Below are 23091 nucleotides of genomic sequence, written 5' to 3'. Positions count from 1 at the left end.
CCGGAGAAGCTGCGGAAAAGGCCTGCCGGGTTCGATACCGATTGGTCATCAGCGCATGATCGAGATGGGTCCAGCGCGAAGACTGGGCATGGGTCCCGGGATTGTCAATTGTCCGAGGGAACGACGCCATCCCGGCTAGTCCTTCCGGGCGAAGGCGCGGATCTTGTCCTCGTCGATCTCGACGCCAAGGCCGGGTCCGTCCGGGACGCAGATCTCGAATTCGTCGAATTTGATCGGATTGACGACCAGGTCTTCCACCAGAATCCGCGGACCGAAATGCTCGGTGCCCCATTCGAGCCTGGGCAGGGTGGCGAATGCGGCGAGATGCGCGGCAGCGCCGATGCTGCTTTCCAGCAGGCAGCCGCCATAGAGCTCGAGGCCGTGCGCGCCGGCAACCGCGGCGGCACGCTTGATCTCGAACAGGCCGCCGCTCTTCACGAGCTTCAGCGAGTAGACGCTGCCGCAACCCATCGTGGCGACGCGGGCGATCTCCTCCTTGGTGAAGGCGGCTTCGTCGACCAGCAGCGGGATCGATGTGCGCGCCGCGACACGCGCCATGGCTTCCAGCTGTTGTGCCGACACCGGCTGTTCGATCAAGGCGACGTCCAGTTCTTCAAGCGCGGGTATGAAGCGGATGCATTCGGCCTCGGTCCAGCCCTGGTTGACATCGACGATCAGGCGCACCTCGTCGCCGAGGCCGGCACGCAGCGTCTGCAACCGCTTCAAATCCGCCTGCGGGCGGTTGAAGCCGAACTTGATCTTGAACTGACGGTGTTCGCGGCGCCGCAGCTTCTCTCTTGCTTCCTCGAGCTCCTGGCCGCTGTCGCCCGAGGCCAGCGCCCAGATCACTTCCATGCGCTGGCGCACGGCGCCGCCGAGCAGCGCGCTGGCGGGAAGGCCCAGCGTCTTGCCGGCGGCGTCGAGCAGGGCGGATTCGATTGCGCCCTTGGCCGCGAAATTGCGGGTGGCGGCCTTGCTCATGCGCAAGGCGTTGGCCTCGAAGGTGAGGGCAGGCTGCCCAAGCAGCGCCGGCGCCAGATAGTTCGTGACCGCGGCCTTGATCGATTCCACGCTCTCCTCGGCCCAGCGCGGTCCGCCGAGCGTCGAGGCTTCGCCAATCCCCGTCACGCCGTTGTCGAGCAGCACGCGCACCAGCACGTAACCCTGATGGGTGACCTCCGTGTTCGACAGCTTGTGCCGCCGGCGGGTCGGCGCCTCCACGATGGTGGCACGGATGCTGCGGATCGCAGTGTCCTTCGCGAGCGGCTGCACTTGCTCCAGGGGCTCGGCGATTTCGATCACGGCACGGCTCATAAGTCCTCACAGGTCGGTTCAAGATGAGCCCGCCGGGCCTTCGAGGTCCGGCGGGCCTGGTTCGTATCACTCGGCCGCGACGAGCCGCTCGACCGCCGCCTTCTTGAGCTTGAAGTCGAAGGCGAGAACGAGATCGGTGTCGGCGCCGGCGGGCGCCTTGGCGAACGTGCCGATCAGGCTCTGCTTCACGGCGAACACCGAGTCGTTGTCGAGATACTTGGTCTCGGAATCGTAGATCTGCGAGATCAGCGATTGATAGCCGTCCTTGGAGAGCATGAAGTGGATGTGGCCCGGACGCCAGGGATGATGGCCCATATACTTCAGGAGCTCGCCGCCGGCGCCGTCATAGGGGATCGGGTAGGGCTCGGGACGCAGCGCCACGAAGGCATATTCGCCGTTGGCATCGGTCGTGAACCGGCCGCGCAAATTGTACGCCGGCTGCTCGGGGTCTTGCAGATCGTAGAGTCCGTTCGGCGCGTCTTCCCAGACGTCGATGGTGACGCCCTCGATCGGCCGTCCGGCGGTGTCGCTGATGCGCCCGCTGACCCCCACGGTCTGCGCATTGTCGAACGTCTTCTTGATGATGGAGGCGCCCTTCGGCAGCACCGGCGGGTTTTCCCGGTAGAATGGCCCGAGCACGGTGGATTCGCTTTCGCCGTCGGTGACCCGGTGGTCGAGCATGTCGACCAGCACCTCGACGCCGAGAATGTCAGCGATCAGGATGAACTCGTTGCGCTTCTCGTCCGAGATGTCGCCGGCGCGGCGCAGGAATTCGCAGGCGGCAAACCATTCGGCGAAGGTCAGGTCGACCTCCTTGCAGAAGGCGTGCATGTGACGGATCAGGCTCGTCATGATCTGGCGGTTGCGATCCGGGATGTCCGGTGAGAGCGCGGCGATCACGTGGTCGGTGATGGTGTCCTTGTTGACGTTCAGCATGGTCGTTTCCTCCTTTTCTTGCAGTTTTGATCAAACTTGCATCCCCGGTTTCGGGAATCTCGGGCGGTGGCTTCACCAGACGAATTCGTAAGCAGCATTCTCCAGCATCGCGGGCGCAGGGTGCGGGTCGGCAAGGCCGCCGAAGCGGCCGCGGAAGAACAGCAGAGGTCGCTTGCTCGGCTGCAGCGACATCTCGCGGACGTGGCCGAGGAAGATGGTATGGTCTCCGGCGATGATCTCGTCGGCGAGATCGGTCACGAAATACGCCGCCGCATTGGCGATGACCGGCAGCTCATTGCGCCGCTCGAACACGTCGCGGAGGTCGAGCTTGGGCTTGCCGGCGAAATGCCAGGCGAGATCTTCCATCCCCTCGGCGAGCACGCTGACTGCAAAGCGGCCGGTGGTCTGGATGTTGCAAAGCATCTTCGCACTTTTCGCGATCGAGATCGCGACCAGCGGCGGATCGAGCGAGACCGACATGAAGGCATTCGCCGTCATGCCGTGATCGCGTCCCTCGCAATGCGTGGTGATGATGGTGACGCCGGTGCCGAACTGGCCACAGGCATTGCGCAGCTCGCGCGGATCGATGGCGGTCATTGGTTGATGACCTCGAGTTGGGCCAAACCGGATCGGCTGGCCGATGGCGCGGTCACGATGCCTCGCCAGTTTTCCAGCGCTGACGCCGCGGCGGCAAGACCGGATTGCCGCAGCGAGCGGATCCGGCTGCTGGAGACGATCTCGCCATTGCCGCAGCGCACCGGCGGCAGGATGCGCGTGTTGAAGTGCTGCCGCAGCAGCTGCGCGGTGCCGCCCTTGCAGGACCCGAAGCGGAAATCCTCGCCGACGATCACTTCGCGAGGCTGCAGAAGCTGCAACTCGGCGAGAAAATCGGCCGCGGTGCGGCGAATGTAGATTTGGTTGAAGGCCGCGACGATGACATGGTCAGGCGCAAATGTTGCGATGCGCTCGAGCTTTTCGTCGAGCGGGATCAGCGCCTCGGCCTGGCCGAAATACACCTTTGGCGGCGGATCGAAAGTGTAGATCACGGCAGGAACGCCGCGGCGTTGCGCTGCCGCAATGGTCTGCCGGAGCAGTTCCTGATGGCCGCGGTGGACGCCGTCGAACGCGCCAACGGTGACGACGCAAGCGTCGAGAGCCAATTCCCCATCGCGATGGAAAGCGACAGCGGTGCTGCCAAAACACTTGGCTAAACCTTTCCCCATGGTTCGCTCCCTTTGCCGTGCTGTGCGATTGCTGCGTCAGCTGCGGTGCTGCATCGGCCGAACGATCATTGCCGTGCGGTCCGTGCCATCTTGTCATAGCCCGAGCCGCGGCGGTCCGCGCGGTATGGTGTGATACCTTTCGCTGGCTCCTCCTGAGCGCGTAGCGTTTCCTCCGATGTCACGCCGCTCAAGCGCGTGACGGGATGGTCCAGATCGGTGCGGCGATGTCCGCCGGTCGAACGACACAAGCGGAGGAGAAACCCATGACTACAGCGGCAGCCCTGCGGGCCGATGCACCTGCGTCAACCACCAGCGTCTATACCGGCGCGGAATTCCTGGACAGCATCCAGGACGGCCGTGAAATCTACATCTACGGCGAGCGCGTCAAGAACGTCACCCAGCATCCCGCCTTCCGCAATTCGGCGCGGATGGTGGCGCGCTGGTACGATCGTTTTCACGAGAAGAAGGATCAGATCGGCGTCCTCACCGATACCGGCTCCGGACAGATCACCCATCCGTTTTTCCTCGGCTCGAAAACGGCCGACGACCTTGTGCGGGGCCGCGATGCGATCGCCGAACTGCAGAAGGTTGCGTTCGGCTGGATGGGCCGTTCACCGGATTACAAGGCGGCGTTCCTCGGCACGCTGGGCGCGAATTCGGGCTTCTATGGCGAGTACGCCGGCAACGCGAAGAAGTGGTACGCCCGGACCCAGGAGCGGCTCGACTTCTGGAATCATGCCATCGTCAATCCGCCGATCGATCGCGATCGCGCCATCGAGGAGGTGCGCGACGTCTTCATGCATGTCGAGAAGGAGACCGACGCCGGCCTGATCGTCTCGGGCGCGAAGGTGGTCGCGACCGGATCGGCGCTGACGCACTACAATTTCATCGCCCACTACGGCATCCCGATCAAGGACAAGTCGTTCGCGCTGATCTTCACGGCGCCGATGGATGCCAAGGGCATCAAGCTGATCGCCCGCTCGTCCTACGAATTCACAGCGGCCGCGACCGGCTCGCCGTTCGACTATCCGTTGTCGAGCCGCTTCGACGAGAATGACTCCATCCTCGTATTCGACAAGGTGCTGGTGCCCTGGGAGAACGTCTTCATCTATGGCGACGTCGACAAGATCAACCAGTTCTTCCCGGCGTCGGGTTTCATCCCGCGCTTCACGCTGCACGGCGTGACGCGGCTTGCGGTCAAGCTCGACTTTATCGCCGGCCTGTTCTCGATGGCGGTGGAGGCGACCGGGTCGAAGGATTTCCGCGGCGTGCAGACGGCGGTCGGCGAGGTGATCGCCTGGCGCAATCTGTTCCACGGCATAGCCGATGCGATGGTGAAGTCGCCGATCGCCTGGCAGGGCACCGAGGGCTACAATCTGCCTAATCTGAACTACGGGCTGGCCTATCGCGTGTTCGCGCCGATGGCCTATCCGCGGATCAAGGAGTTGATCGAGCGTCACGTCGCGAGCGGTCTCATCTACCTGCCGTCGAGCTCGGCGGACCTCGAGAGCGAGTCCATCCGGCCCTATCTCGATCGTTTCGTGCGCGGCTCGAACGGTTATGCCGCGATCGACCGGATCAAGCTGCTCAAGCTGCTGTGGGATGCGGTCGGCTCCGAGTTCGGCGGCCGGCACGAGCTCTACGAGCGCAACTATGCGGGCAATTACGAGAACCTGCGCGTCGAGACGCTGATGGCCGCGAGTGCGACCGGCGACCTCGGCGCCATGCAGGATTTCGTACGCAACTGCATGAGCGACTACGACGTCTCGGGTTGGACGGCGAAGGACCTCGTCAATCCCGACGACATCAACCTCGTCAGCCGCGGTCTGGTACAGGGCTGACGATCTGCTAGACAGATCAACGGAGCCGCCGCGATCGTGCGGCGGCTCCACGCCGTTTCGCGGTGTCGCCTCATCCTTGCAGAAAGAGTTCAACGCCATGCTGTTCCACGTCGAGATGGATGTACGGATTCCACATGACATCGCGGCCGAAAAGGTCGACGGGCTGAAGCAGGCGGAACGCGTGCGCGCGATGGAGCTGCAGCGCGCGGGGGCCTGGCGCCATCTATGGCGGGTGGCCGGACGCTACGCCAATGTCAGCATCTTCGACGTATCGGGCGCGCAGGAGTTGCACGACATCCTGTCCAGCCTGCCGCTGTTTCCGTTCATGCAGATTAAGGTCACACCGCTGTGCCGGCACCCGTCGTCGATCCACGAGGACGATAGATAGCGTTAGTCGACCATCGTGCGCGGGCGCCGGTGGCGGCTTGAGGTACTAATGCTCCCGGTGACGTCGGGGTAGCCGGTCAGCGACAGCGTATCGGCGCGCACGCCCCAGCTTTCGAGCCGGTCGAGGAAGCTCATGCCGAGCAGATTGGTCTTCATCTGTCCGCGCTGCACCACCAGCGCCGGCACCGATTTCTCGACCAGCTTGCCGACCGCGAGACGGTCGAGCGTCAGCCGCGCCGCCTTGGTGTGACCGCCGGCGGTTTCCAGGTCGACATTGTATTCCAGCATGTCGGTCGGCAGCCCGATCGCCTTGGCAGTTTCCCAGGTCAGCACGACCGAGGTGGCGCCGGTGTCGATCACCATCGGCGCGCTGACGCCGTTGATCTTGGCGCGGAACGCGAACTCGCCGCCCTGGCTGCGCGCGATCTGCACGGCGGGCGCGGAGGAGGGGGCTGAGGCCGACGCGACGGTGCTGCGGCCGAATATCTGGGTCAGGTTCTCCCTGGCGCGCGCGATCTGATCGGGATCGCCATAGGCGACGACAGCGCCGGCGGTTGCCATCAGCAGCAGGATGACAAGGAGGATGCGGGTCACAGTGCGCCTCCGGTCGCGGCGGTGGCTAGGCCCGCTTCGGGCGCGGCTCCATGCGCTCGAGTCCGGCCTCGGCCATGCGCGCCGGCAAATTCGCCATCACAGATAGCCGCTCCGTGCGGTCCATCTTGTGCCAGCGCGCGATCTCGGGAAGCGTGCGGCCACAGCCGAAGCAGAGCTTGGTCCTGGGGTCCATCATGCAGACTGCGATACACGGCGTTTCTGAGCTCATTCTTCAACTGTTGAACCGTTTCGGCCGCCAGTGCAAGCCGAGCGGCGCGGGATGCTGCATCACGCCCCGGCTTTTTGTCGCGAGCATGGTCCCGGCGCGAACGCCTTGCGTTTGTTGGCAGCGAAACCCGCGTCACGTTTGTCCGCGACATGCTCTACAATCCGGTGCCGGCACTCATGATCGACTTGCGGCGCACACGTTTCCGGTCGGCGCCCATCGTGGGCTCGGCGGGCTCCGGCTGCATCGGCGGCGATTCTTCCGCCATCGGCGCCAGCGCGCTCATCACCCGCTCGGGCGGCAAGGTCACGATCACCTCGGTGCCGATGCGCAGCTTCGATTTCAGCGTGAAGGTGCCGCCATGCATGTCGATCAGGCTCTTCGCGATCGGCAGTCCAAGGCCCGCACCCTGTTCCGCCGACTTGATCGAGTTGGAGCCCTGGCCGAACGAGGCCAGCACGACCGGGATCTCGTCCTCGGCAATGCCGCTTCCGGTGTCTTTCACGCTCAGATATTGCCCGCCCGATGCGGTCCAGCCGACCTTGAGCCAGATCTCGCCGCCTTGCGGCGTGAACTTGATCGAGTTGGAGAGCAGATTGAGCACGACCTGGCGGATGGCGCGCTCGTCGCCCCAGATCCTCGGCATGCCGTGCTCGAACACTTCGTGGATGGTGATGCCGCGGCTGGAGGCGCGCAGCTTCAGCAAATGGTGGCAATCGGCGACGACATGCACCAGCGCCACCGCCTCTTCGTTCAGCTCGTAGCGGCCGGCCTCGATGCGCGACAGATCGAGGATCTCGTTGATGAGGTTGAGCAGATGCACGCCGGAATTATGGATGTCGGCGGAATATTCCTTGTAGACCGGCACGGCGTGCGCGCCGAAGATCTCGCTCTTCATCACCTCGGAGAAGCCGAGGATGGCGTTGAGCGGCGTGCGCAGCTCGTGGCTCATCTGGGCGAGGAAGCGCGACTTGGCGACGTTGGCGGATTCGGCGCGGTGCCGTGCCTCGTCGGAGATCGCCTTGGCCTGTTCCAGCTCGCCGATCAGCGCGTCCTTTTCGGCGCGGGCTTCCAGCGTCGCCAGCGTGGTCGAATGCAGGCGGTGCGCCAGCAGCGCGAAATAGCCCTCGGCGGCGAGCGCAAGCAGGGCCAGCACGTAATTGTCGAACGCACCGTTGAGCACGAGGTCGAGCGCGATCCCGACCGTCACCGGAACGGTCGCCGCGAGCGCTGCGATCGGCAGGCTCGCCGCCAGCATGCTGGAGACCGCGATCACCAGCAGCATCAGGAACATCATCAGCGTATTGGAAGCGAGATCGCGCCCGGCAGGGTGGATCAGGATCGCGGTCCAGCACAGGCCGTACAGCAGGTCGAGCAGCACGAAGCGGGTCCGCCATTTGCGGGTCACCGCGACCGAGGTCGGCTCAGCGAGGAAGCGGGAGCAGCTGCGGATGATCAGGAGATGGACACAGAGGATGCCGACCGTCCAGGCGCCGGCCACCAACGGCTTCATCCAGAGGCCGAACAGGACGCCGGTTGCCACCACGAGCAGCATCACGACGTAGGACGCCGAGATCCGGGTCTGGGCGTACTGGCGAAGCAGTTCGGCGTCGAACGCCGGGCGGGTTCCACTGGTTGACGTTAACCGATCCCGTGCCTCGCGCACCCGCTGCGCAGCGACACGCCGGCTGTTCACCGGCGCCGCTACCTGAGGTCCTGCCGGAAGCGCTACAACTTCAGGCTTTTCTGCGGGATTACTCATAAACAACACAAATCCTGCCAGCGAACCGCGCGGGCCTTTTGCATTGTCTATCTGTGACGCCAAATCATTAAGCGATGACTTAAGAAGCTAAAGAAACTCGTTAACCGGAGGTTAAATTAACTTTTTGGCGGCGCGCCTGACGAAGCGCCGACAGCGTTGCGCAGGGGTGTTCGATCGCCTGCAAAAAGGGCGCGGCTGAGCCGCGCCCGTACTGTTTGCTTCGTGCCGGATCTCAGCGCTGCAGGCGTGCGAGCAGGCTCGACGTATCCCAACGCTTGCCGCCCATCTTCTCCACCTCGGCGTAGAACTGGTCGACCAGTGCGGTGGCAGGTAGGGTGGCGCCGTTGCGGCGGGCTTCCGCCAGCGCGATCGAGAGGTCCTTGCGCATCCACTCGACGGCGAAGCCGAAATCGTACTTGCCCTCGTTCATGGTCTTGTAGCGGTTTTCCATCTGCCAGGACTGCGCTGCGCCCTTGGAGATGGTTTCGATCACGGCGGCGACGTCGAGGCCACTCTTCTTGGCGAAGTGGATGCCCTCGGACAGGCCCTGAACCAGCCCGGCGATGCAGATCTGGTTGACCATCTTGGTGAGTTGGCCGGCGCCTGCCGGTCCGAGTAGCTTGCACATCCGCGCATAGGCGCCGGTGATGATCGGCTCCGCGCCCGCATAGGCGTCTTCGCTACCGCCGCACATCACCGTCAGCACGCCGTTCTCGGCGCCGGCCTGGCCGCCGGACACCGGCGCGTCGACGAATTTGAAGCCGGCCTTGGTGGCGGCTGCGTCGAGCTCGCGGGCGACCTCGGCGGACGCGGTGGTGTGGTCGACGAATGTCGCGCCCTTCCTGATCCCGGCAAAGGCACCGTCGGGGCCGATCGTAACCGCGCGCAGGTCGTTGTCGTTGCCGACGCAGCACATCACGAAGTCCTGACCTTCGGCGGCGGCCTTCGGGGTCGGCGCGGTCTTGCCGCCGAACTTGTCGGCCCATTCCTTCGCCTTCGCCGCGGTCCGGTTGTAAACGGTGACCTCATGGCCGCCCTTTTTCACGAGGTGTCCCGCCATCGGGAAACCCATTACGCCGAGACCGAGGAAAGCGACTTTAGCCATGTCTGATACCTTGTGATTTGCCGTGGTGATCGCCCCTTGGGACCGCCGGAAACGTCGCGGCGGGCAGGGCATTCCGTCCATGGAAGGAGCCGCACCATACCCCCTGCGCAGCGGAGGGCAACGGCTTCGTTGGATGGCAGACCCCGGTTTTGTGCTAGGATCGGGCTACCTAAGAAGCTCACAAAAAAGGGAGTGTATCGCATGGGCATGAGCGTCGGTGTGCTCGATCATTTCAATATACGGACCCGGAATCTCGCCGCCACCGTGCGGTTCTATGAGGACATTCTGGGCCTGGAAAAGGGCGCGCGGCCGAACTTCGCGTTCCCCGGCGCGTGGATGTACAGCGAGGGCAAGGCGGTCGTGCATCTGGTCGATATTTCAGCGACCGACGAGGCACAAAAGCCTGACTCGGGCGTCGTCCATCACGTCGCCTTTGCCAGCCAGGGCTTCGACGGGATGCGGAAGCGGCTTCAGTCCAAGGGCATGGAATTCGACTCGCGCCAGGTTCCCGGCGGCGATCTCTGGCAGATCTTCGTGAACGACCCCAACGGGGTCATGATCGAGCTGAACTACGAGGCCGCCAAGGAAGGCGGCTCGGCAGCCCCGGCCGAGCGGCGGGACGACGTCGGAGCGCGGTAGCCTTTTGCGCTGCAACGCTCTATGGGAGGTCTCCTGGGCGTGATCCGGAAATGAGGTTTTCCGGCGCGACAAACGCGACGCGTTTGCGCGGAGATCACGCCCCGCTAAAAAGCCAGGAGATGCGCGGTGAGCGTGACGCAGCAACAGGTCCTCGATTGCCTTGCCAAGGTGATGTCGCCGCGTGGCGTCCCCTTGACCAACGCCAATGTGCTGTCGGCGATCACGGTCACCGACGGCAAGGTGTTCTTCTCGATCAACGTCGATGCCGCGGAAGCCCGTGCGTGGGAGAGCGTGCGTGCGCAGGCCGAGAACGCCGTGCGCGCCATTCCCGGTGTCAGCGTCGCCATGATCGCGCTGACCGCGGAGCGCAAGGCGGGCAGCGGTGCGGCGCCCGCGCCGCGGCCTGCCGGCGGCGTCCAGCCGGCGTCCGCGCACCGCCATCCCCATCCGCCCAGTGCGCAATCGCCGATGGCGCGCCAGGCCGAGATACCGGGCATCGCCGCTGTCATCGCGGTGGCCTCCGGCAAGGGCGGGGTCGGCAAGTCGACCACGGCGCTCAATCTCGCGCTCGGCCTGCGTGACCTCGGCCTGCGCGTCGGGCTGCTCGACGCCGATATCTACGGCCCTTCGGTGCCGCGGCTGACCGGCATCCGCGAGAAGCCGCAGCTCAACGACGACAAGAAGATGGTCCCGCTGGTGCGCTTCGGCCTGTCGATCATGTCGATCGGCTTCCTGGTCGAGGAGGACACCGCGATGATCTGGCGCGGGCCGATGGTGATGTCCGCGATCACCCAGATGCTGCGCGACGTGGCCTGGGGCACGCTCGACGTGCTGGTCGTCGACATGCCGCCGGGCACCGGCGACGCGCAGCTCACGCTGGCGCAGAACGTCCCGCTCAAGGGCGCCGTCATCATCTCGACGCCGCAGGACCTCTCGCTGATCGATGCGCGGCGCGGGCTTGCGATGTTCAAGAAGGTCAATGTGCCGGTGCTCGGCATCGTCGAGAATATGAGCTATTTCCAGTGCCCGCATTGCGGCACGCGCTCGGACATCTTTGGCCATGGCGGCGCCCGCCACGAGGCCGAGAAGCTCGGAGTGCCGTTCCTCGGCGAGGTCCCCCTGCACATCGCGATCCGCACCGCCTCCGATTCCGGCAATCCGGTGGTCGAGAGCGAACCGGACGGCCCGCACGCGGCGATCTACCGCGCGATCGGCAGCAAGGTCCGTGAGCAGCTGCAAGGCGTGATCGCCGCCGCCTGAGCCCGCGCGGTTCTCTCCGCGAGCCGAGGCGCTCCGGCGGGCTTTCTTCACAGGCCCGTCGCTCGCTGGCGATTGCTGAATCGGTTCCGCCCTGTATGTTTGTGCGGGACTGGCCGAATCATACTCTTCGATCAATTGAAGGCGGCCAAGGGATGAAGCCGAAACCGCGGGAACGGTCGTGGGGCGACCATCGACATGGCAGCATCACGCGAGGCAGACAAAGAACGCAAGCACCTGACGCGGGAGAAGCGCGAAGAGGCCTCCCGGGTGGCGTTCAACGTTGCGAAGAAGTCCGAGTCCATCGGCGAAGCTGCGGCGACGATCTCGAAGATCTACGGCGTCAGCAAAACAACCGCGCAAAGCTGGATCCGGCGCGGGAAGCATTTGGCCGACAAAGCCAAGAAATCGCGGGAGGCAGCGCGGCGCTGATTGCCGCGGCAACCCGGTGGTTGAAAAGCCGCCGGAGGGCCCGTGCGCGGCGATTTACCGCGCGATCGGCGGCAAGGTCCACGAGCCGCGGCAAGGTATCGTCGCCGCCGCCTGAGCCTGTATTTTTCGGCAGATTTTCCGCATCATCAGACTTTCGTTTAATTGGCGCGGTCATGCCATTGTCGCGTTTCCGTGGGGCCGCCTTCCGTGTTAAAGGGCCGACCCAGAGCGCCTCGGCGGGCCTTTGCAACCGTCCTGCCGGAGAATTGCTTGCGGTCATTGGGAAACGCCCCTCAAGGAGAAGCCTTACGATGAAGCGTCGTGATTTTTTGAAAGTTTCTGCGGCCGGTGCTGCCGCGACGGCGGTTGCCGCGCCGGCGATCGCGCAGTCCTCGCCTGAAATCAAGTGGCGCCTGACCTCGAGCTTCCCGAAGTCGCTGGACACCATCTATGGCGGCGCCGACCAGGTGGCGAAGTACGTCGCCGAAATGACCGACAACAAGTTCCAAATCCAGGTGTTCGCGGCGGGTGAAATCGTCCCCGGCCTGCAGGCGCTGGACGCGACGTCGAACGGCACGGTCGAGATGTGCCACACCGTGTCTTACTACTATGTCGGCAAGGACCCGACTTTTGCGATCTACGCGTCGGTGCCGTTCGGCCTCAACGCCCGCATGCAGAATTCCTGGTGGTACCAGGGCGGCGGTGAGGCGCTCGGCAACGAGTTCTTCAAGAAGTTCGGCGTGATCGGCTTCCCCTGCGGCAACACCGGCACCCAGATGGGCGGCTGGTTCCGCAAGGAGATCAAGACGGTCGCCGATCTCTCCGGCCTCAAATTCCGCATCGGCGGCATTGCCGGCCAGGTGCTGCAGAAGGTCGGCGTGGTGCCGCAGCAGCTCGCCGGTGGCGACATCTATCCGGCGCTGGAAAAGGGCACCATCGACGCCGCCGAGTGGGTCGGTCCCTATGACGACGAGAAGCTCGGCTTCCAGAAGGTCGCCAAGTACTACTACTACCCGGGCTTCTGGGAAGGCGGCCCGACCGTGCACGCCTATTGCAACCTCGAGAAGTGGAACGCGCTGCCGAAGAACTACCAGGCGATCCTGACCAACGCGACCGCCAACGCCAACAGCTGGATGGCTGCGCGCTACGACATGCAGAACCCTTCGGCGCTGAAGCGGCTGGTTGCCAGCGGCACGCAGCTGCGTCCGTTCACCAACGAGGTGCTCGAGGCCTGCCTCAAGGCGACCAACGAGCTGTGGGGTGAAATCTCGGCCAAGAACGCCGACTTCAAGAAGTCGATCGATGCCATGCAGGCGTACCGCTCCGACCAGTATCTGTGGTGGCAGGTCGCCGAGTACACCTTCGACAGCTTCATGATCCGCTCGCGTACCCGCGGCTAAGAGCGTTTCGAGCGTTCGCGACAAGAGAACGCGCCAAAAGCTTCGACTTAAGTAGCCCGGCCCCCGCAAGGGGGCCGGGCTTTTTGCGTCTGGCATTCGCCGGGGGGATGTTCCATGCTCGCCGCCAAAGCCTCGGCACGAAGGCGGCGCATGATCGGTCACCGGTCATGACGGCAAAGAAAAGCAGCGCGACGATCGCAAGCAGTCGACGCTCGGACAACACAATCACAGAGGGTGGGATTCAAATGAAGCGAAGAGATTTCATCAAGGTCACGGGCCTCGGCGTCGCGGGCGCAGCAACGGTTGCGGCTCCCGCGATCGCGCAGTCGATGCCGGAGCTCAAATGGCGCCTGACCACGAGCTGGCCGAAGTCGCTCGACACGCTGCACGGCGGCGCCGAGCTGATGGCGAAGGCGGTCGGTGAGGCCACCGACAACAAGTTCCAGATCCAGACCTTTGCCGCCGGCGAGATCGTGCCGGGCCTGCAGGTGCTCGACGCCGTGCAGAACGGCACGGTCGAGATGGGCCACACCGCGCCGTATTACTATTTCGGCAAGGACCCGACCTTCACCTTCGGCTCCTCGGTGCCGTTCGGGCCCAACATGCGCCTCAACCAGGCCTGGTTCATGCTGGGCGGCGGCAAGGAGCTGCTCAACGAGTTCTACAAGAGCTACAACGTCACCTCGCTGCTCGCCGGCAACACCGGTTGCCAGATGGGCGGTTGGTTCCGCAAGGAGATCAACAGCGTCGACGATCTCAAGGGCCTCAAATTCCGCATCGGCGGCTTTGCCGGAAGGGTGATGCAAAAGCTCGGCGCGGTGCCGCAGCAACTCGCCGGCGGCGACATCTATCCGGCGCTGGAAAAGGGCACCATCGATGCGGCGGAGTGGGTCGGTCCCTACGACGACGAGAAGCTCGGCTTCTACAAGGTCGCGCCGAACTATTACTTCCCCGGCTGGTGGGAAGGCGGCCCGATGCTGGTGGCGATGATCAACCTCGACAAATGGAACGCGCTGCCGAAGCACTACCAGCACGTACTCGAACAGGCCGGCCATCTCGCCAACAACTGGATGATGGCGCGCTACGATCAGGCCAATCCGGTTGCACTGAAGAAGCTGCTCGCGGTCGGCACCAAGCTGCGCCCATTCCCTTCCGCGGTGATGGAGGCCTCCTTCAAGGCCGCCAAGGAGCTGCATGCCGAGGTCGCGGCAAGCAATGCCAATTTCAAGAAGGTCTACGACTCGCTGACGTCGTTCTCCAACAACGGCTATCAGTGGTTCCAGGTCGCCGAAGTTGGATATGACAATTTCATGGCGCGCCACTCTCAGGTCTGACGCCGCGCACCTTCAACGCAGGTAGAAATCCCGGGGCACGGCTCCGGGATTTTTGTTTGGAGCCGGCGAGCGCTGTGCGAATTGTGCTTTTCCGCCGGATCAATGCTTTTCTGGCCCGATTCGTGCTAGCGTTGTCGAGGAGCATGAATCAGGGCGCCAGATGCGTTTCCTCGGTCTTTTCCTTCGGACGCTGTTTCTGATCGTTGTGGTGGTCATCACCGCACGCGTCGCAAGCCCGCAAAACGAAACCATCTGGTCCGTCTACGACACGCCGTCCGATTTCTTTCGCACCCTCCTGGGCGCCGCGGTCTGCCTGTTCGTCGCCGCTCAGATATTCACGTATTCGAGAGATCCGGCTGAAATGCGCAGGTGGGTCGTCATCGGGGGGGCCGCGCTTCCGCTGGCGCTGCTCTGCGCGGCCGTCATTTGGTAGGCGGCTTCGCGGGTCGCCTTGGGCATTGTCAGCCGAAACCGGCGCGACGGTCAGTAACCGAGCCCGTCTACCGAACTGCACCTCAAGCGGTAGGTGTCACCCCGCCTGGGGGACGATTTCCGCAACGGGATATTGTCCAGCCGCGTTCTTACAAATCGTGGCCCGTTCGGTGGGGTGACCTCGAAGGTCACTTTCACAAGCCAGTATCCCATCGGCGCGTAGGGCAACTCTTCAGCATGCAGAACCCTGACCGTGCAATCGTTCGGGCTGGCGGGAGAGGCCTCGGCGTTCGACAGGGCGCCTAGGCATAGCGCTGCTGTCAACGACACGATGCCCAAGGCAGCACGTTTCATGGCGTGTTTCCTTCACAAGGCGTGGCCTGACAGGGTGCCGGGCGGTTGCTATTGGCGCAATCCCGCCGATCAAAACGGAAACGGGAACGCGCGTACGGGGACGCGGCTCTCGAAGCCCAATCCGGTGGCAGGTCCAGTGCGGTAATGGCCGTTATAATGCCCGCCGCCTGGGCAGTAATTCGGATCAAGGCGCGCTTGATCGTCGACCTTTTGGCGATGACTTCGCTGCTGATAGCGTGTCTGCCAGCACCGGCAGTCCTGGTCGCAGGCGAGCCGCACCCGGACGGCGCCTGCGGGGTGTTGCGACGACAGCCTCGTGACGTGCAAGGGCGCCGCGCAGGCGTCCGATGTCATCACGGCGATCGCCGCGGCGATGAGAAACAACAGCGTTGCGTTTTTCATATTCGAGCCGATCAGCGTGAATCCCGGGAGCCAACTCAATTGCGGAAGCGTGCCGCTACTTCTTCGGCAATGGCTTTGGCGGCGATGGTGGCGGCGTTGGCGCGCTCGGCTGCGGAGCCGGAACCACCGGATTCTTCTGGACGGTCGGCCCGCCGAGATTGCTTGGCTTTTTCGGGCCGCCGACCGCGCTCTGTGCGGCCGCGGATCCCGCCCAGATCGCGAGCAGGACCGCCGTCAAAGTGAACATGTTTTTCATTCGCCGGATCCTCCAGTTCGTGTCTCGTGTGCCGCGTTGGTCAGCGGGCAGGAGGCCCGTTTTCGCTGACCCGTTGCGGGGTGGCGGCGGGGGCGTCCTCCAGGACGCATTTGCGCCAGTCGTTGGACGCGCAGTTGGTCGGCCATCCGCCGCCGAGCGCCATGAACAGGGCAGCGCTGTCCGAGAGGCGCGTCGCCTGGGCCTGGACGCGGACCACCGCGGCCGTCAGGTAGACCTGCTGGGCATTGAGCACGACCACCTGGTTGACCTGCCCGAGGGCAAGCTGCTTCTGAATGATGTCGAGACTGGCCTTGGCGGCGAGTTCGGCCTTGACCGCAGCCTGCAAGGCGCGCGCGTCGGCCTGCAGGCTCCGCAGGGCGTCGGCGACGTTCTGCATCGCCGTGACCACAGCCTGCCGATACAGCGCGTCGGCCTGGTCCACCGCGGCCTCTGCGGCCTTCTGCTTGTGGTAGAGCGTCAGGCCGTCGAAGATCGGCTGGGTCGCGCTCGCCGCGATGGCGTAGAAGCTGGTTCCCGGCGTGAACAATTCGGCCAGCGTGAAGGCGGTGGTTCCGGTATTTCCAGTGATCGTGATGTTGGGCAGCCGCGCCGCGATCGCCACGCCGATCTGGGCGTTCGTCGAATGCAGCAGTGCTTCCGCAGCCCTGACGTCCGGACGCTGGCGTATCATCTTGCTCGGCAGGCTCACCGGCAGGTTTGCGGGGAGCGCGAGGTGGTCGAGCGTAAACTTCTGCAGGATCTCGTCAGCCGAGAATTGCCCGGCCAACGACGTCAGCAGGTCGCGCTGAACCGCGAGCTGCTTTTCCAGCGGCGGGAGCAACTGCTCGGACTGGGCCAGCGCGGCCTCCTGCGCCAGCACGTCGACCTGGGCGGCGCTGCCGGCGTTGAACTGGTTCTTCACGATCTCCAGGATGCCGCGTTCGATCTTCACGACGCGCTGGATCGCGCCGATCTGGCCCCGAAGCGACGCTTCCTGGATCGCCGCGGTGACGACATTGGCTGTCAGCGTCAGGTAGGCCGCTTCCAGCTGGAACAGTTGCTGCTCGGAGATCGCGTCGAGACTCTCGACCGCGCGAACATTCTGGCCCCAGATGTCGGGCACGAAACTGACGTTCAATTGCGCGGTATGCAGCGAGAATACCGAAGGGGACTGGCCGCCCGGGCCCGAGCTCGATGCGCCGGAGATCTGCTGCTGCGACGGCGTGTAGTTTGCGCCGATCTGCGGGAAGAACAGCCCGCGCTGAGCCAGCGCGTTGTATTGCGCGATCCGGATCGCCGCCTCGGCCGCCTGCAGGGAGGGGCTGTGCTCGACCGACATTTTGATCAACTCGTCGAGCGGCTTCGACCGGAATGCCGTCCACCATCGCAGCGACACGTCCTCGCCGCTGACGAAATGCTGCTTCGGTACGCTGGGACTCCCGGCGTTGGTGCTGGGGGAAGCCAACTTCTCCGGCGTGTAGCGATCGACGTCTGGAGCGGCCGGCGGGACGAAATTCGGACCGACCGCGCAGCTCGCAAGCATGAGGGCTCCGGCCGCTACCGCCAGCGCGCGCATGGGGACGGCGGCTGCGTGGCGAGACATTTTTGCGCTGAGGGCGTGCATGACTGGGCGCCTCTAATGCGCTGCTTCGGGCGGCGCCGCGGCAGCCGTCTCGTCGGGCGAAGCGACACGCTCCCGCGACAGGAATATCTTGCGCAACGCCGGTGCGACGATCAAGAGCAATAGCGGACCGATGAACATGCCGCCGACTACGACCGTCGCAAGCGGCCGTTGCACCTGACTACCGATACCGTGCGACAGCGCGGCCGGGAACAGGCCTACGCCCGCGGACAGCGCGGTCATCAGCATCGGCCGCATGCGTTGCTCGGCGCCGTTGAACACCGCCTCTGCGATGCTCATGCCGGAGGCCCGCAATTCGCGGAAATAGGTGATGTTGAGGATGCCGTCCATGACCGCGACGCCGAACAGCGAGATGAAGCCGATCGCGGCCGAGATCGAGAAATCGAGCCCGGCGAGGAACAGCGCGATCAGGCCGCCGCCGACCGCGAAGGGAATGCCGGCCAGCGCCAGCAGGCTGTCGCGCAGCGAGTTGAACAGGCTGTAAAGCAGCACGAATATCAGCAGCAGCGTCACAGGGACGACGATCAACAGGCGCGCCTTGGCGGCCTGGAGATTGTCGAACTCGCCGGACCAGATCATCCGGTAACCGGTCGGAAGCTGCACGGCCTCGGCGACGCGCGCCTGCGCCTCCGCCACCGTGCTGCCGAGATCGCGGCCGCGCACGCTGAACTTGATCGGGATATAGCGCTGGCTGCGCTCGCGATAGATGAACGAGGCGCCGGTATCGAGCGAGATGTCGGCGAGCTCGCTCAAGGGGATGTAGGCGTTGGTACCGGATGGCGTCTGGTAAGCGACCTTGATCTCGCGCACCTCGTCGATGCTCTGGCGGAACTTGGGATCGAGCCGCACCACTACGCCGAACTGCCGGTCGCCCTCGAGCACCGTCGTCGCGCTGGTGCCGCCGAGCGCAGCCTGCACCACGGTCGTGACGTCGCCTGTATTGAGGCCGTAGCGCGCGGTTTTCTCCCGGTTGACCTTGATGTTGAGGTTGGGCTGCCCGACCAGATGGAAGATGCCGAGGTCGGCAACGCCGCGGATCTTGGCCATCTCCTGCGCGACCTTGCTCGCGAGCTGTTCGAGCACGGCGAGGTTGGGGCCGACGATCTTGACTGAGTTCGCACCCTTGACCCCCGACAGCGCCTCCTCGACGTTGTCCTGGATGTATTGCGAGAAGTTGAACGCGACGCCGGGCAGTTCCTCGTCGAATTCCTTCTGTAGCTCCTCGGTGAGCTTCTCCTTGGTCAGGCCGGGCGGCCATTGGTCGAACGGCTTGATCGGCGCGAACAGCTCGACGTTGGAGAAAGCGGACGCGTCGCTGCCATTGTCGGGACGGCCGTGCTGCGACACCACGGTAATGACCTCAGGGTGGCGCAGCAGGATCTCGCGCATCTTCCGCGTCGGCTCGGTGCCGGCATCGAGCGACATGGTCGGCGGCATCGAGGCGCGGATCCAGAAATTGCCTTCCTCGAGCGCGGGCAGGAATTCGCTGCCGAGCCGGCTCGCAGCAAGGCCGCTGAGGCCAAGGAAGATGATGCCGGCGGCAACTGCGACCCGCAGATTCGACAGCGACCAGCGCAGCACAGGCGTGTAGGCCTTGCGCAGCGAGCGCACGATGATGGTTTCGGTTTCCTGGATATGCCGTGGCAGCAGCAGCGATGCCAGCACCGGTGTCACCGTGAAGGTTGCCAGCAGCGCACCGGCGAGCGCGTAGCCGTAGGTTCGCGCCATCGGTCCGAAGATCTGGCCTTCGACGCCCTGCATGGTGAACAGCGGCACGAACGCGGTCACCGTGATGGCCGCGGTGAAGAACACTGCCTTGTCGACCTGCAATGCGCTGACGAAGATCATCCGCAGCCGCTCGGTCCAGCCTGGCGCGGGCTGGCCGTTGCGCGTGGTCGGATCGCCTCCCCAGTAGCCCTCGGCGAGGTTCTGCAGCACGCGTAGCCGGTTCTCCGGGCTGGACTGGAAGTTGCGGAAGATGTTCTCCATCATGATGACGGCGGAATCGACGATGATGCCGAAGTCGACGGCGCCGAGCGACAGCAGGTTGGCGTCCTCGCCCTGCAGCACCAGGATGATGATCGCGAAGAACAGTGCGAACGGGATGTTGGCGCTGACGATCAGCGCGCTGCGCAGGTCGCCCAGGAACACCCACTGGATCACGAACACCAGCAGGCAGCCGAACATCAGGTTGTGCAGCACGGTGTGGGTCGTGACGCTGACCAGCGAGGTGCGGTCGTAATACGGGACCACCTTGACGCCGGGCGGCAGGGTGCCGTCGCTGTTGATCTTGGCGACTTCCTCCTTGACCTTCGGCACGATGTCGTTGGTATGCTGGGTGCGACCCATGACGACGATCGCCGCGGCGACGTCGTCGCTCTTGTCCTTTCCTGCGATACCGAGCCGCGGCACATAGCCGACCGAAACCTTGGCGACGTCCTTGATCTGGATCGGCAGTCCGCTGGATTGCGTCAGAACGACGTTCTCGATGTCCCGGACCCTGTAGCCTTTGGTGACATCGTCCTCGCCGCCGGAATTGATCAGGCCGATGCCGCGGATGTTGACGGATTGCTGGCCGATCGCGATCTCGCGGCCGCCGACATTGACGTTGGAATTGCCGAGCGCGCTGATCAGTTGCGGCACGGTGATGTTATAGGCCTCGAGCTTTGCAAGATCGGCGTCGACGTTGAACTGCTTGGTGGTGCCGCCCCAGGAGTTGATCTGCACGACGCCCGGTATCGTCATCAGCCGGCGGGCGACGACGTAATCCTGCAGCGTCCTGAGATTGGTCAGGCCGAAATTCGGCGGACCGACCAGCTGGTAGCGGTAGATCTCGCCGACCAGGCTCGACTGCTGGATCTGCGGGATCTGATTGCCGGGAAGCTGGACGTTCTGCGTGAGGTTGTTGGTGGCCTGCGAGAGCGCAAAGTAATAATCGACGCCGTATTTGAAGGTGACGCGCACGAATGACAGGCCGTAGAACGAGGTCGAGCGGATGTTGACCACGCCTGGCGTCGAGTACAGTCCGACCTCCATCGGGATCGTGTAGTACTTCTCCATCTCCTCGGCCGAGAGGCCGGCGGCCTGCGCCGTGATCTCGAGGATGACGGGCGCCGGGTTCGGATAGGCCTCGATGTTCAGCTTGGCGAACGCGGCGAATCCGGCGGCGCAGAACACGGCAAGGCCGAGCACGATGACGGCGCTTCGGGTCAGACCGAATTGAAGGAGGCTCTTGATCAAGGTGCTGCACTACTCTTGAGCGGACTTGGGCGCGGTTGGCACGGGCTAGCCGGTGGCCGCGTTGGCGAACTTGTTGCTGAGGAAGATCGCGCCGGTGGAGGCGACCTTCTCGTCGGCTGCGAGGCCGCTGAGGATCTGCCGCCAGCCGTCCTGCTCCATGCCGATCGTCACCGAGCGGCGGTCGAACTTGCGGCCGTCGGTCGTGACCCACACCGTCATCGTGCCGTCGCCTTCACGCACGATGGCATCAAGCGGAACGCTTACCGACAGTTTCGGCGGCTCGGTTTCGATGGTGAAACTCGCCAGCATGCCGGCGCGCAGCTTGTGCTGGGGATCGTCGATCACCGAACGCACCAGCTGGCGGTGCGAGTTCGGATCGATGTTGAGGCCAAGCGTCGTCACGCGGCCGCGAAACACCTCGTTCGGATAGGCCGGCACCCGCACCTCGACCGGCTGGCCGATCCGGTAGGAGGGGGCGTCGGTCTCGATCACATTGGCGACCATCCACATCGTCGAGATGTCGGCCAGCGAATAGGGCGCCGGCGCATTGCCGGGCTGCACGAAGAGACCCGGCGCGGCGTTGCGGGCAATGATCCGGCCGGAGATCGGGCTCGGCACCACCAGGATGGAATCGACCTTGCGGTCGGCGACGATGCGATCGATCTCGGCATCGGTCTTGCCGAAGATGCGCACCGCGTCGCGGCCGGCCTTGTAGTTGCCCTCGGCGGTCTGCTGATCCGATGTCGCCTGGTCGACGTCCTTCTGCGCGCCGCCGCCGGTCTTCAGCAGCTGCCTGACGCGCGCCAGCGTCCTGGTCTGCAATTCGAGCACGCCGGCCGAGGCGAGCAGCGACGATTCGGCCTGCAACAGATCGGGGCTGTCGATGGTGAACAACCTGTCGCCCTTCGCCACCTCGTCACCGACGTTGAGCGGCGTGTCGACGATCCTGCCGGGATTTGAGGTAAACGCCTGCACCAGCATGTTCTGGTTGAAATCGATCGAGCCGACCGCGTTCTTCAGCGTCCGGAACGAACGCTGCTCGGCGGCCATGACCTTCATGGAGGCCGCCTGCTTGTCGTTCAGCGCAACGTATTGCTGCTCGACATTGACATCCTGCGGCGCGGTCTCCTGGACGGCCTTGGCGCTTACGACGCCATCGGCTCGCGTCGTGAGCCACGCGCCGGCGAGAAGCGCCGCCAGCACCGGCATCGCCGCAAAGCCCATAAATTTCATTCGAAATGACATCTCTTGCCCGGCCAATACTGCATGAAAGCCCCGCGCGGGAGACGATGTCTTGCCGCGTGGTGGGCCATCGTCGATCTCCCGGTGAGAGCGGATGAACAGTTATCAGGGCTAGCTGACGCCAGCCTTACATTCGCCCTTTTCGGCGGTGGGCGGGATCGGCGAATTTTGATTGCGGCGGGTGCAGGTTTATCTATTTTGCGTGGGGACAGGAGCGGCCCCGCATAGCCAAAACATAGCGCCGTCAGCGGCAATTCAGGCGCTATGCTCAATTGCGTGTCGTTTGCTTATCGGGCTTGCCCAACGCGCGATCTGTTGCGGATTTGTCGCTTGGCTGGCGCATCGCAACAAGGTGTGCAAACAGAAGGCCGATCGAATGAAGACAGGAATGCCGCGATGCGCCTTCTGATCGTCGAGGATAACGTCGAACTCTCGCGACTGCTTGCCAGCGGGCTGATGGCGGCGGGATATGAGTCCGATATCGTCAACAGCGTCGCCGAGGCGCGCGATGCGCTGCGCAGCGTCAGCTACGCTGCCATGATCCTCGATCTCGGTTTGCCCGACGGCGATGGCCTGTCGGTGCTGTCGGAGCTGCGCCGCAAGAGCGACCCGTTGCCGGTCCTGGTGCTGACCGCGCGCAACGGCCTGCAGGACCGGGTCAACGGCCTGCGCAGCGGCGCGGACGATTATCTGGCGAAGCCGTTCGCGCTGGAAGAGCTGGTGGCGCGGCTCGAAGCCATCCTGCGCCGGCCCGGCCAGCTGCTCGGCTCGTCGCTGAAGCTCGCCAATCTCGTCTACGACACCGAGAGCAAGCAGGTGTTCGTCGATGGCGCGCCGCACGTGTTCTCGGCGCGTGAGACGTCGGTGCTCGAGATCCTGCTGCGGCGGCAGGGACGGGTGGTGCCGAAGAAGAATGTCGAAGATCATATCTTCGGCCTGTCGGGCGAGGTCGCCTCGAATGCGGTCGAGGTTTATGTGTCGCGGCTGCGCAAGCTGCTCAGCGAGCACAACGCCAGGGTGATCATCCACACCATTCGTGGCGTGGGCTATCTGATGGCGGAGGAGAAATAAGG

General features: G+C 64.3%; 21 protein-coding genes. 9 read left to right on the top strand and 12 right to left on the bottom strand.

What is annotated here, in order from left to right; all coding sequences use genetic code 11:
• Positions 1 to 135: 135 nt before the first annotated feature.
• The 4 genes from QMZ05_RS07710 to QMZ05_RS07695 form a co-directional block, all read right to left on the bottom strand.
• Entirely contained in the window at positions 136 to 1314 is a 1179-nt protein-coding gene (locus QMZ05_RS07710; protein WP_353700250.1) for a muconate/chloromuconate family cycloisomerase, read from the bottom strand.
• 66 nt (positions 1315 to 1380) lie between these two features.
• Positions 1381 to 2250 (bottom strand): intradiol ring-cleavage dioxygenase, encoded by an 870-nt coding sequence (locus tag QMZ05_RS07705; protein ID WP_353700249.1) that lies wholly within the window; start codon positions 2248 to 2250, stop codon positions 1381 to 1383.
• A 72-nt stretch (positions 2251 to 2322) separates the two neighbouring features.
• Positions 2323 to 2847 (bottom strand): flavin reductase family protein, encoded by a 525-nt coding sequence (locus QMZ05_RS07700; RefSeq protein ID WP_353700248.1) that lies wholly within the window; start codon positions 2845 to 2847, stop codon positions 2323 to 2325.
• Positions 2844 to 3410: an FAD synthetase gene (locus tag QMZ05_RS07695; protein WP_353700247.1), complete on the bottom strand. Its 567-nt coding sequence runs from the start codon at positions 3408 to 3410 to the stop codon at positions 2844 to 2846. The genes QMZ05_RS07700 and QMZ05_RS07695 overlap by 4 nt, the downstream gene beginning before the upstream one ends.
• 326 nt (positions 3411 to 3736) lie before the next feature.
• Between QMZ05_RS07695 and QMZ05_RS07690 the strand changes: the two genes are divergently transcribed.
• Positions 3737 to 5314, top strand: a complete 1578-nt coding sequence (locus QMZ05_RS07690; protein WP_353700246.1) for a 4-hydroxyphenylacetate 3-hydroxylase N-terminal domain-containing protein — start codon at positions 3737 to 3739, stop codon at positions 5312 to 5314.
• Between the two features lie 97 nt (positions 5315 to 5411).
• Positions 5412 to 5702, top strand: a complete 291-nt coding sequence (gene catC / locus QMZ05_RS07685; RefSeq protein WP_353700300.1) for a muconolactone Delta-isomerase — start codon at positions 5412 to 5414, stop codon at positions 5700 to 5702.
• Between the two features lie 2 nt (positions 5703 to 5704).
• On the opposite strand, the gene QMZ05_RS07680 is transcribed toward catC, so the two are convergent.
• The 4 genes from QMZ05_RS07680 to QMZ05_RS07665 all read right to left on the bottom strand — a co-directional run bounded on the left by QMZ05_RS07680 (position 5705) and on the right by QMZ05_RS07665 (position 9460).
• A complete protein-coding gene (locus tag QMZ05_RS07680) occupies positions 5705 to 6295 on the bottom strand; it encodes a TIGR02281 family clan AA aspartic protease (protein ID WP_353700245.1) in 591 nt (196 codons plus the stop codon).
• A 25-nt stretch (positions 6296 to 6320) separates the two neighbouring features.
• Positions 6321 to 6524 (bottom strand): DUF1289 domain-containing protein, encoded by a 204-nt coding sequence (locus QMZ05_RS07675; RefSeq protein WP_353700244.1) that lies wholly within the window; start codon positions 6522 to 6524, stop codon positions 6321 to 6323.
• Positions 6525 to 6678: 154 nt separating this feature from the next.
• A complete protein-coding gene (locus QMZ05_RS07670) occupies positions 6679 to 8283 on the bottom strand; it encodes an ATP-binding protein (protein ID WP_353700243.1) in 1605 nt (534 codons plus the stop codon).
• Between the two features lie 232 nt (positions 8284 to 8515).
• Complete coding sequence (locus QMZ05_RS07665) at positions 8516 to 9460, bottom strand: NAD(P)-dependent oxidoreductase (RefSeq protein ID WP_353700299.1); 945 nt, start codon at positions 9458 to 9460, stop codon at positions 8516 to 8518.
• 129 nt (positions 9461 to 9589) lie between these two features.
• Between QMZ05_RS07665 and QMZ05_RS07660 the strand changes: the two genes are divergently transcribed.
• The 6 genes from QMZ05_RS07660 to QMZ05_RS07635 all read left to right on the top strand — a co-directional run bounded on the left by QMZ05_RS07660 (position 9590) and on the right by QMZ05_RS07635 (position 14883).
• On the top strand, positions 9590 to 10027 hold the full coding sequence (locus QMZ05_RS07660; RefSeq protein ID WP_353700242.1) for a VOC family protein: 438 nt from the start codon (positions 9590 to 9592) through the stop codon (positions 10025 to 10027).
• Positions 10028 to 10153: 126 nt separating this feature from the next.
• Positions 10154 to 11287 carry a P-loop NTPase gene (locus QMZ05_RS07655; RefSeq protein WP_353700241.1) on the top strand — a complete coding sequence of 378 codons (1134 nt, stop codon included), beginning with the start codon at positions 10154 to 10156 and terminating at the stop codon, positions 11285 to 11287.
• Positions 11288 to 11482: 195 nt separating this feature from the next.
• Positions 11483 to 11716: a hypothetical protein gene (locus QMZ05_RS07650; RefSeq protein WP_353700240.1), complete on the top strand. Its 234-nt coding sequence runs from the start codon at positions 11483 to 11485 to the stop codon at positions 11714 to 11716.
• A gap of 311 nt (positions 11717 to 12027) precedes the next feature.
• On the top strand, positions 12028 to 13116 hold the full coding sequence (locus tag QMZ05_RS07645) for a TRAP transporter substrate-binding protein (protein WP_021082298.1): 1089 nt from the start codon (positions 12028 to 12030) through the stop codon (positions 13114 to 13116).
• Between the two features lie 245 nt (positions 13117 to 13361).
• A complete protein-coding gene (locus QMZ05_RS07640; RefSeq protein WP_353700239.1) occupies positions 13362 to 14450 on the top strand; it encodes a TRAP transporter substrate-binding protein in 1089 nt (362 codons plus the stop codon).
• Positions 14451 to 14610: 160 nt separating this feature from the next.
• Positions 14611 to 14883 carry a hypothetical protein gene (locus QMZ05_RS07635; protein ID WP_353700238.1) on the top strand — a complete coding sequence of 91 codons (273 nt, stop codon included), beginning with the start codon at positions 14611 to 14613 and terminating at the stop codon, positions 14881 to 14883.
• Positions 14884 to 15693: 810 nt separating this feature from the next.
• Here the strand turns inward: QMZ05_RS07635 and QMZ05_RS07630 are convergent.
• The 4 genes from QMZ05_RS07630 to QMZ05_RS07615 form a co-directional block, all read right to left on the bottom strand.
• A complete protein-coding gene (locus QMZ05_RS07630; RefSeq protein WP_353700237.1) occupies positions 15694 to 15894 on the bottom strand; it encodes a hypothetical protein in 201 nt (66 codons plus the stop codon).
• Between the two features lie 40 nt (positions 15895 to 15934).
• Complete coding sequence (locus QMZ05_RS07625) at positions 15935 to 17437, bottom strand: efflux transporter outer membrane subunit (RefSeq protein WP_353700236.1); 1503 nt, start codon at positions 17435 to 17437, stop codon at positions 15935 to 15937.
• A 93-nt stretch (positions 17438 to 17530) separates the two neighbouring features.
• The gene (locus QMZ05_RS07620) at positions 17531 to 20776 is read right to left on the bottom strand and encodes a CusA/CzcA family heavy metal efflux RND transporter (RefSeq protein WP_353700235.1); all 3246 of its coding nucleotides are present in this window, start codon (positions 20774 to 20776) and stop codon (positions 17531 to 17533) included.
• Positions 20777 to 20821: 45 nt separating this feature from the next.
• Positions 20822 to 22009 (bottom strand): efflux RND transporter periplasmic adaptor subunit, encoded by a 1188-nt coding sequence (locus QMZ05_RS07615; RefSeq protein ID WP_353700234.1) that lies wholly within the window; start codon positions 22007 to 22009, stop codon positions 20822 to 20824.
• 405 nt (positions 22010 to 22414) lie between these two features.
• Between QMZ05_RS07615 and QMZ05_RS07610 the strand changes: the two genes are divergently transcribed.
• Positions 22415 to 23089 (top strand): response regulator transcription factor, encoded by a 675-nt coding sequence (locus QMZ05_RS07610; protein WP_353700233.1) that lies wholly within the window; start codon positions 22415 to 22417, stop codon positions 23087 to 23089.
• The last annotated feature ends 2 nt before the right edge of the window (positions 23090 to 23091 follow it).

Origin of the sequence: Bradyrhizobium sp. INPA03-11B, assembly GCF_040446015.1 — a bacterium.
Taxonomy (GTDB): Bacteria; Pseudomonadota; Alphaproteobacteria; order Rhizobiales; family Xanthobacteraceae; genus Bradyrhizobium; species Bradyrhizobium macuxiense_A.
Note: the sequence above shows the minus strand (reverse complement) of the source record. Positions and strands in the feature narration are given on the sequence as shown.

Excerpts from the sequence above, each read along its gene's own strand:
- QMZ05_RS07710 (WP_353700250.1), bottom strand. The coding sequence starts at position 1,314 with ATGAGCCGTGCCGTGATCGAAATCGCCGAGCCCCTGGAGCAAGTGCAG.
- QMZ05_RS07705 (WP_353700249.1), bottom strand. The coding sequence starts at position 2,250 with ATGCTGAACGTCAACAAGGACACCATCACCGACCACGTGATCGCCGCG.
- QMZ05_RS07700 (WP_353700248.1), bottom strand. The coding sequence starts at position 2,847 with ATGACCGCCATCGATCCGCGCGAGCTGCGCAATGCCTGTGGCCAGTTC.
- QMZ05_RS07690 (WP_353700246.1), top strand. The coding sequence starts at position 3,737 with ATGACTACAGCGGCAGCCCTGCGGGCCGATGCACCTGCGTCAACCACC.
- catC (WP_353700300.1), top strand. The coding sequence starts at position 5,412 with ATGCTGTTCCACGTCGAGATGGATGTACGGATTCCACATGACATCGCG.
- QMZ05_RS07675 (WP_353700244.1), bottom strand. The coding sequence starts at position 6,524 with ATGAGCTCAGAAACGCCGTGTATCGCAGTCTGCATGATGGACCCCAGG.
- QMZ05_RS07670 (WP_353700243.1), bottom strand. The coding sequence starts at position 8,283 with ATGAGTAATCCCGCAGAAAAGCCTGAAGTTGTAGCGCTTCCGGCAGGA.
- QMZ05_RS07665 (WP_353700299.1), bottom strand. The coding sequence starts at position 9,460 with ATGCCCTGCCCGCCGCGACGTTTCCGGCGGTCCCAAGGGGCGATCACC.
- QMZ05_RS07660 (WP_353700242.1), top strand. The coding sequence starts at position 9,590 with ATGGGCATGAGCGTCGGTGTGCTCGATCATTTCAATATACGGACCCGG.
- QMZ05_RS07650 (WP_353700240.1), top strand. The coding sequence starts at position 11,483 with ATGGCAGCATCACGCGAGGCAGACAAAGAACGCAAGCACCTGACGCGG.
- QMZ05_RS07645 (WP_021082298.1), top strand. The coding sequence starts at position 12,028 with ATGAAGCGTCGTGATTTTTTGAAAGTTTCTGCGGCCGGTGCTGCCGCG.
- QMZ05_RS07640 (WP_353700239.1), top strand. The coding sequence starts at position 13,362 with ATGAAGCGAAGAGATTTCATCAAGGTCACGGGCCTCGGCGTCGCGGGC.
- QMZ05_RS07635 (WP_353700238.1), top strand. The coding sequence starts at position 14,611 with ATGCGTTTCCTCGGTCTTTTCCTTCGGACGCTGTTTCTGATCGTTGTG.
- QMZ05_RS07630 (WP_353700237.1), bottom strand. The coding sequence starts at position 15,894 with ATGAAAAACATGTTCACTTTGACGGCGGTCCTGCTCGCGATCTGGGCG.
- QMZ05_RS07625 (WP_353700236.1), bottom strand. The coding sequence starts at position 17,437 with ATGCTTGCGAGCTGCGCGGTCGGTCCGAATTTCGTCCCGCCGGCCGCT.
- QMZ05_RS07615 (WP_353700234.1), bottom strand. The coding sequence starts at position 22,009 with ATGAAATTTATGGGCTTTGCGGCGATGCCGGTGCTGGCGGCGCTTCTC.
- QMZ05_RS07610 (WP_353700233.1), top strand. The coding sequence starts at position 22,415 with ATGCGCCTTCTGATCGTCGAGGATAACGTCGAACTCTCGCGACTGCTT.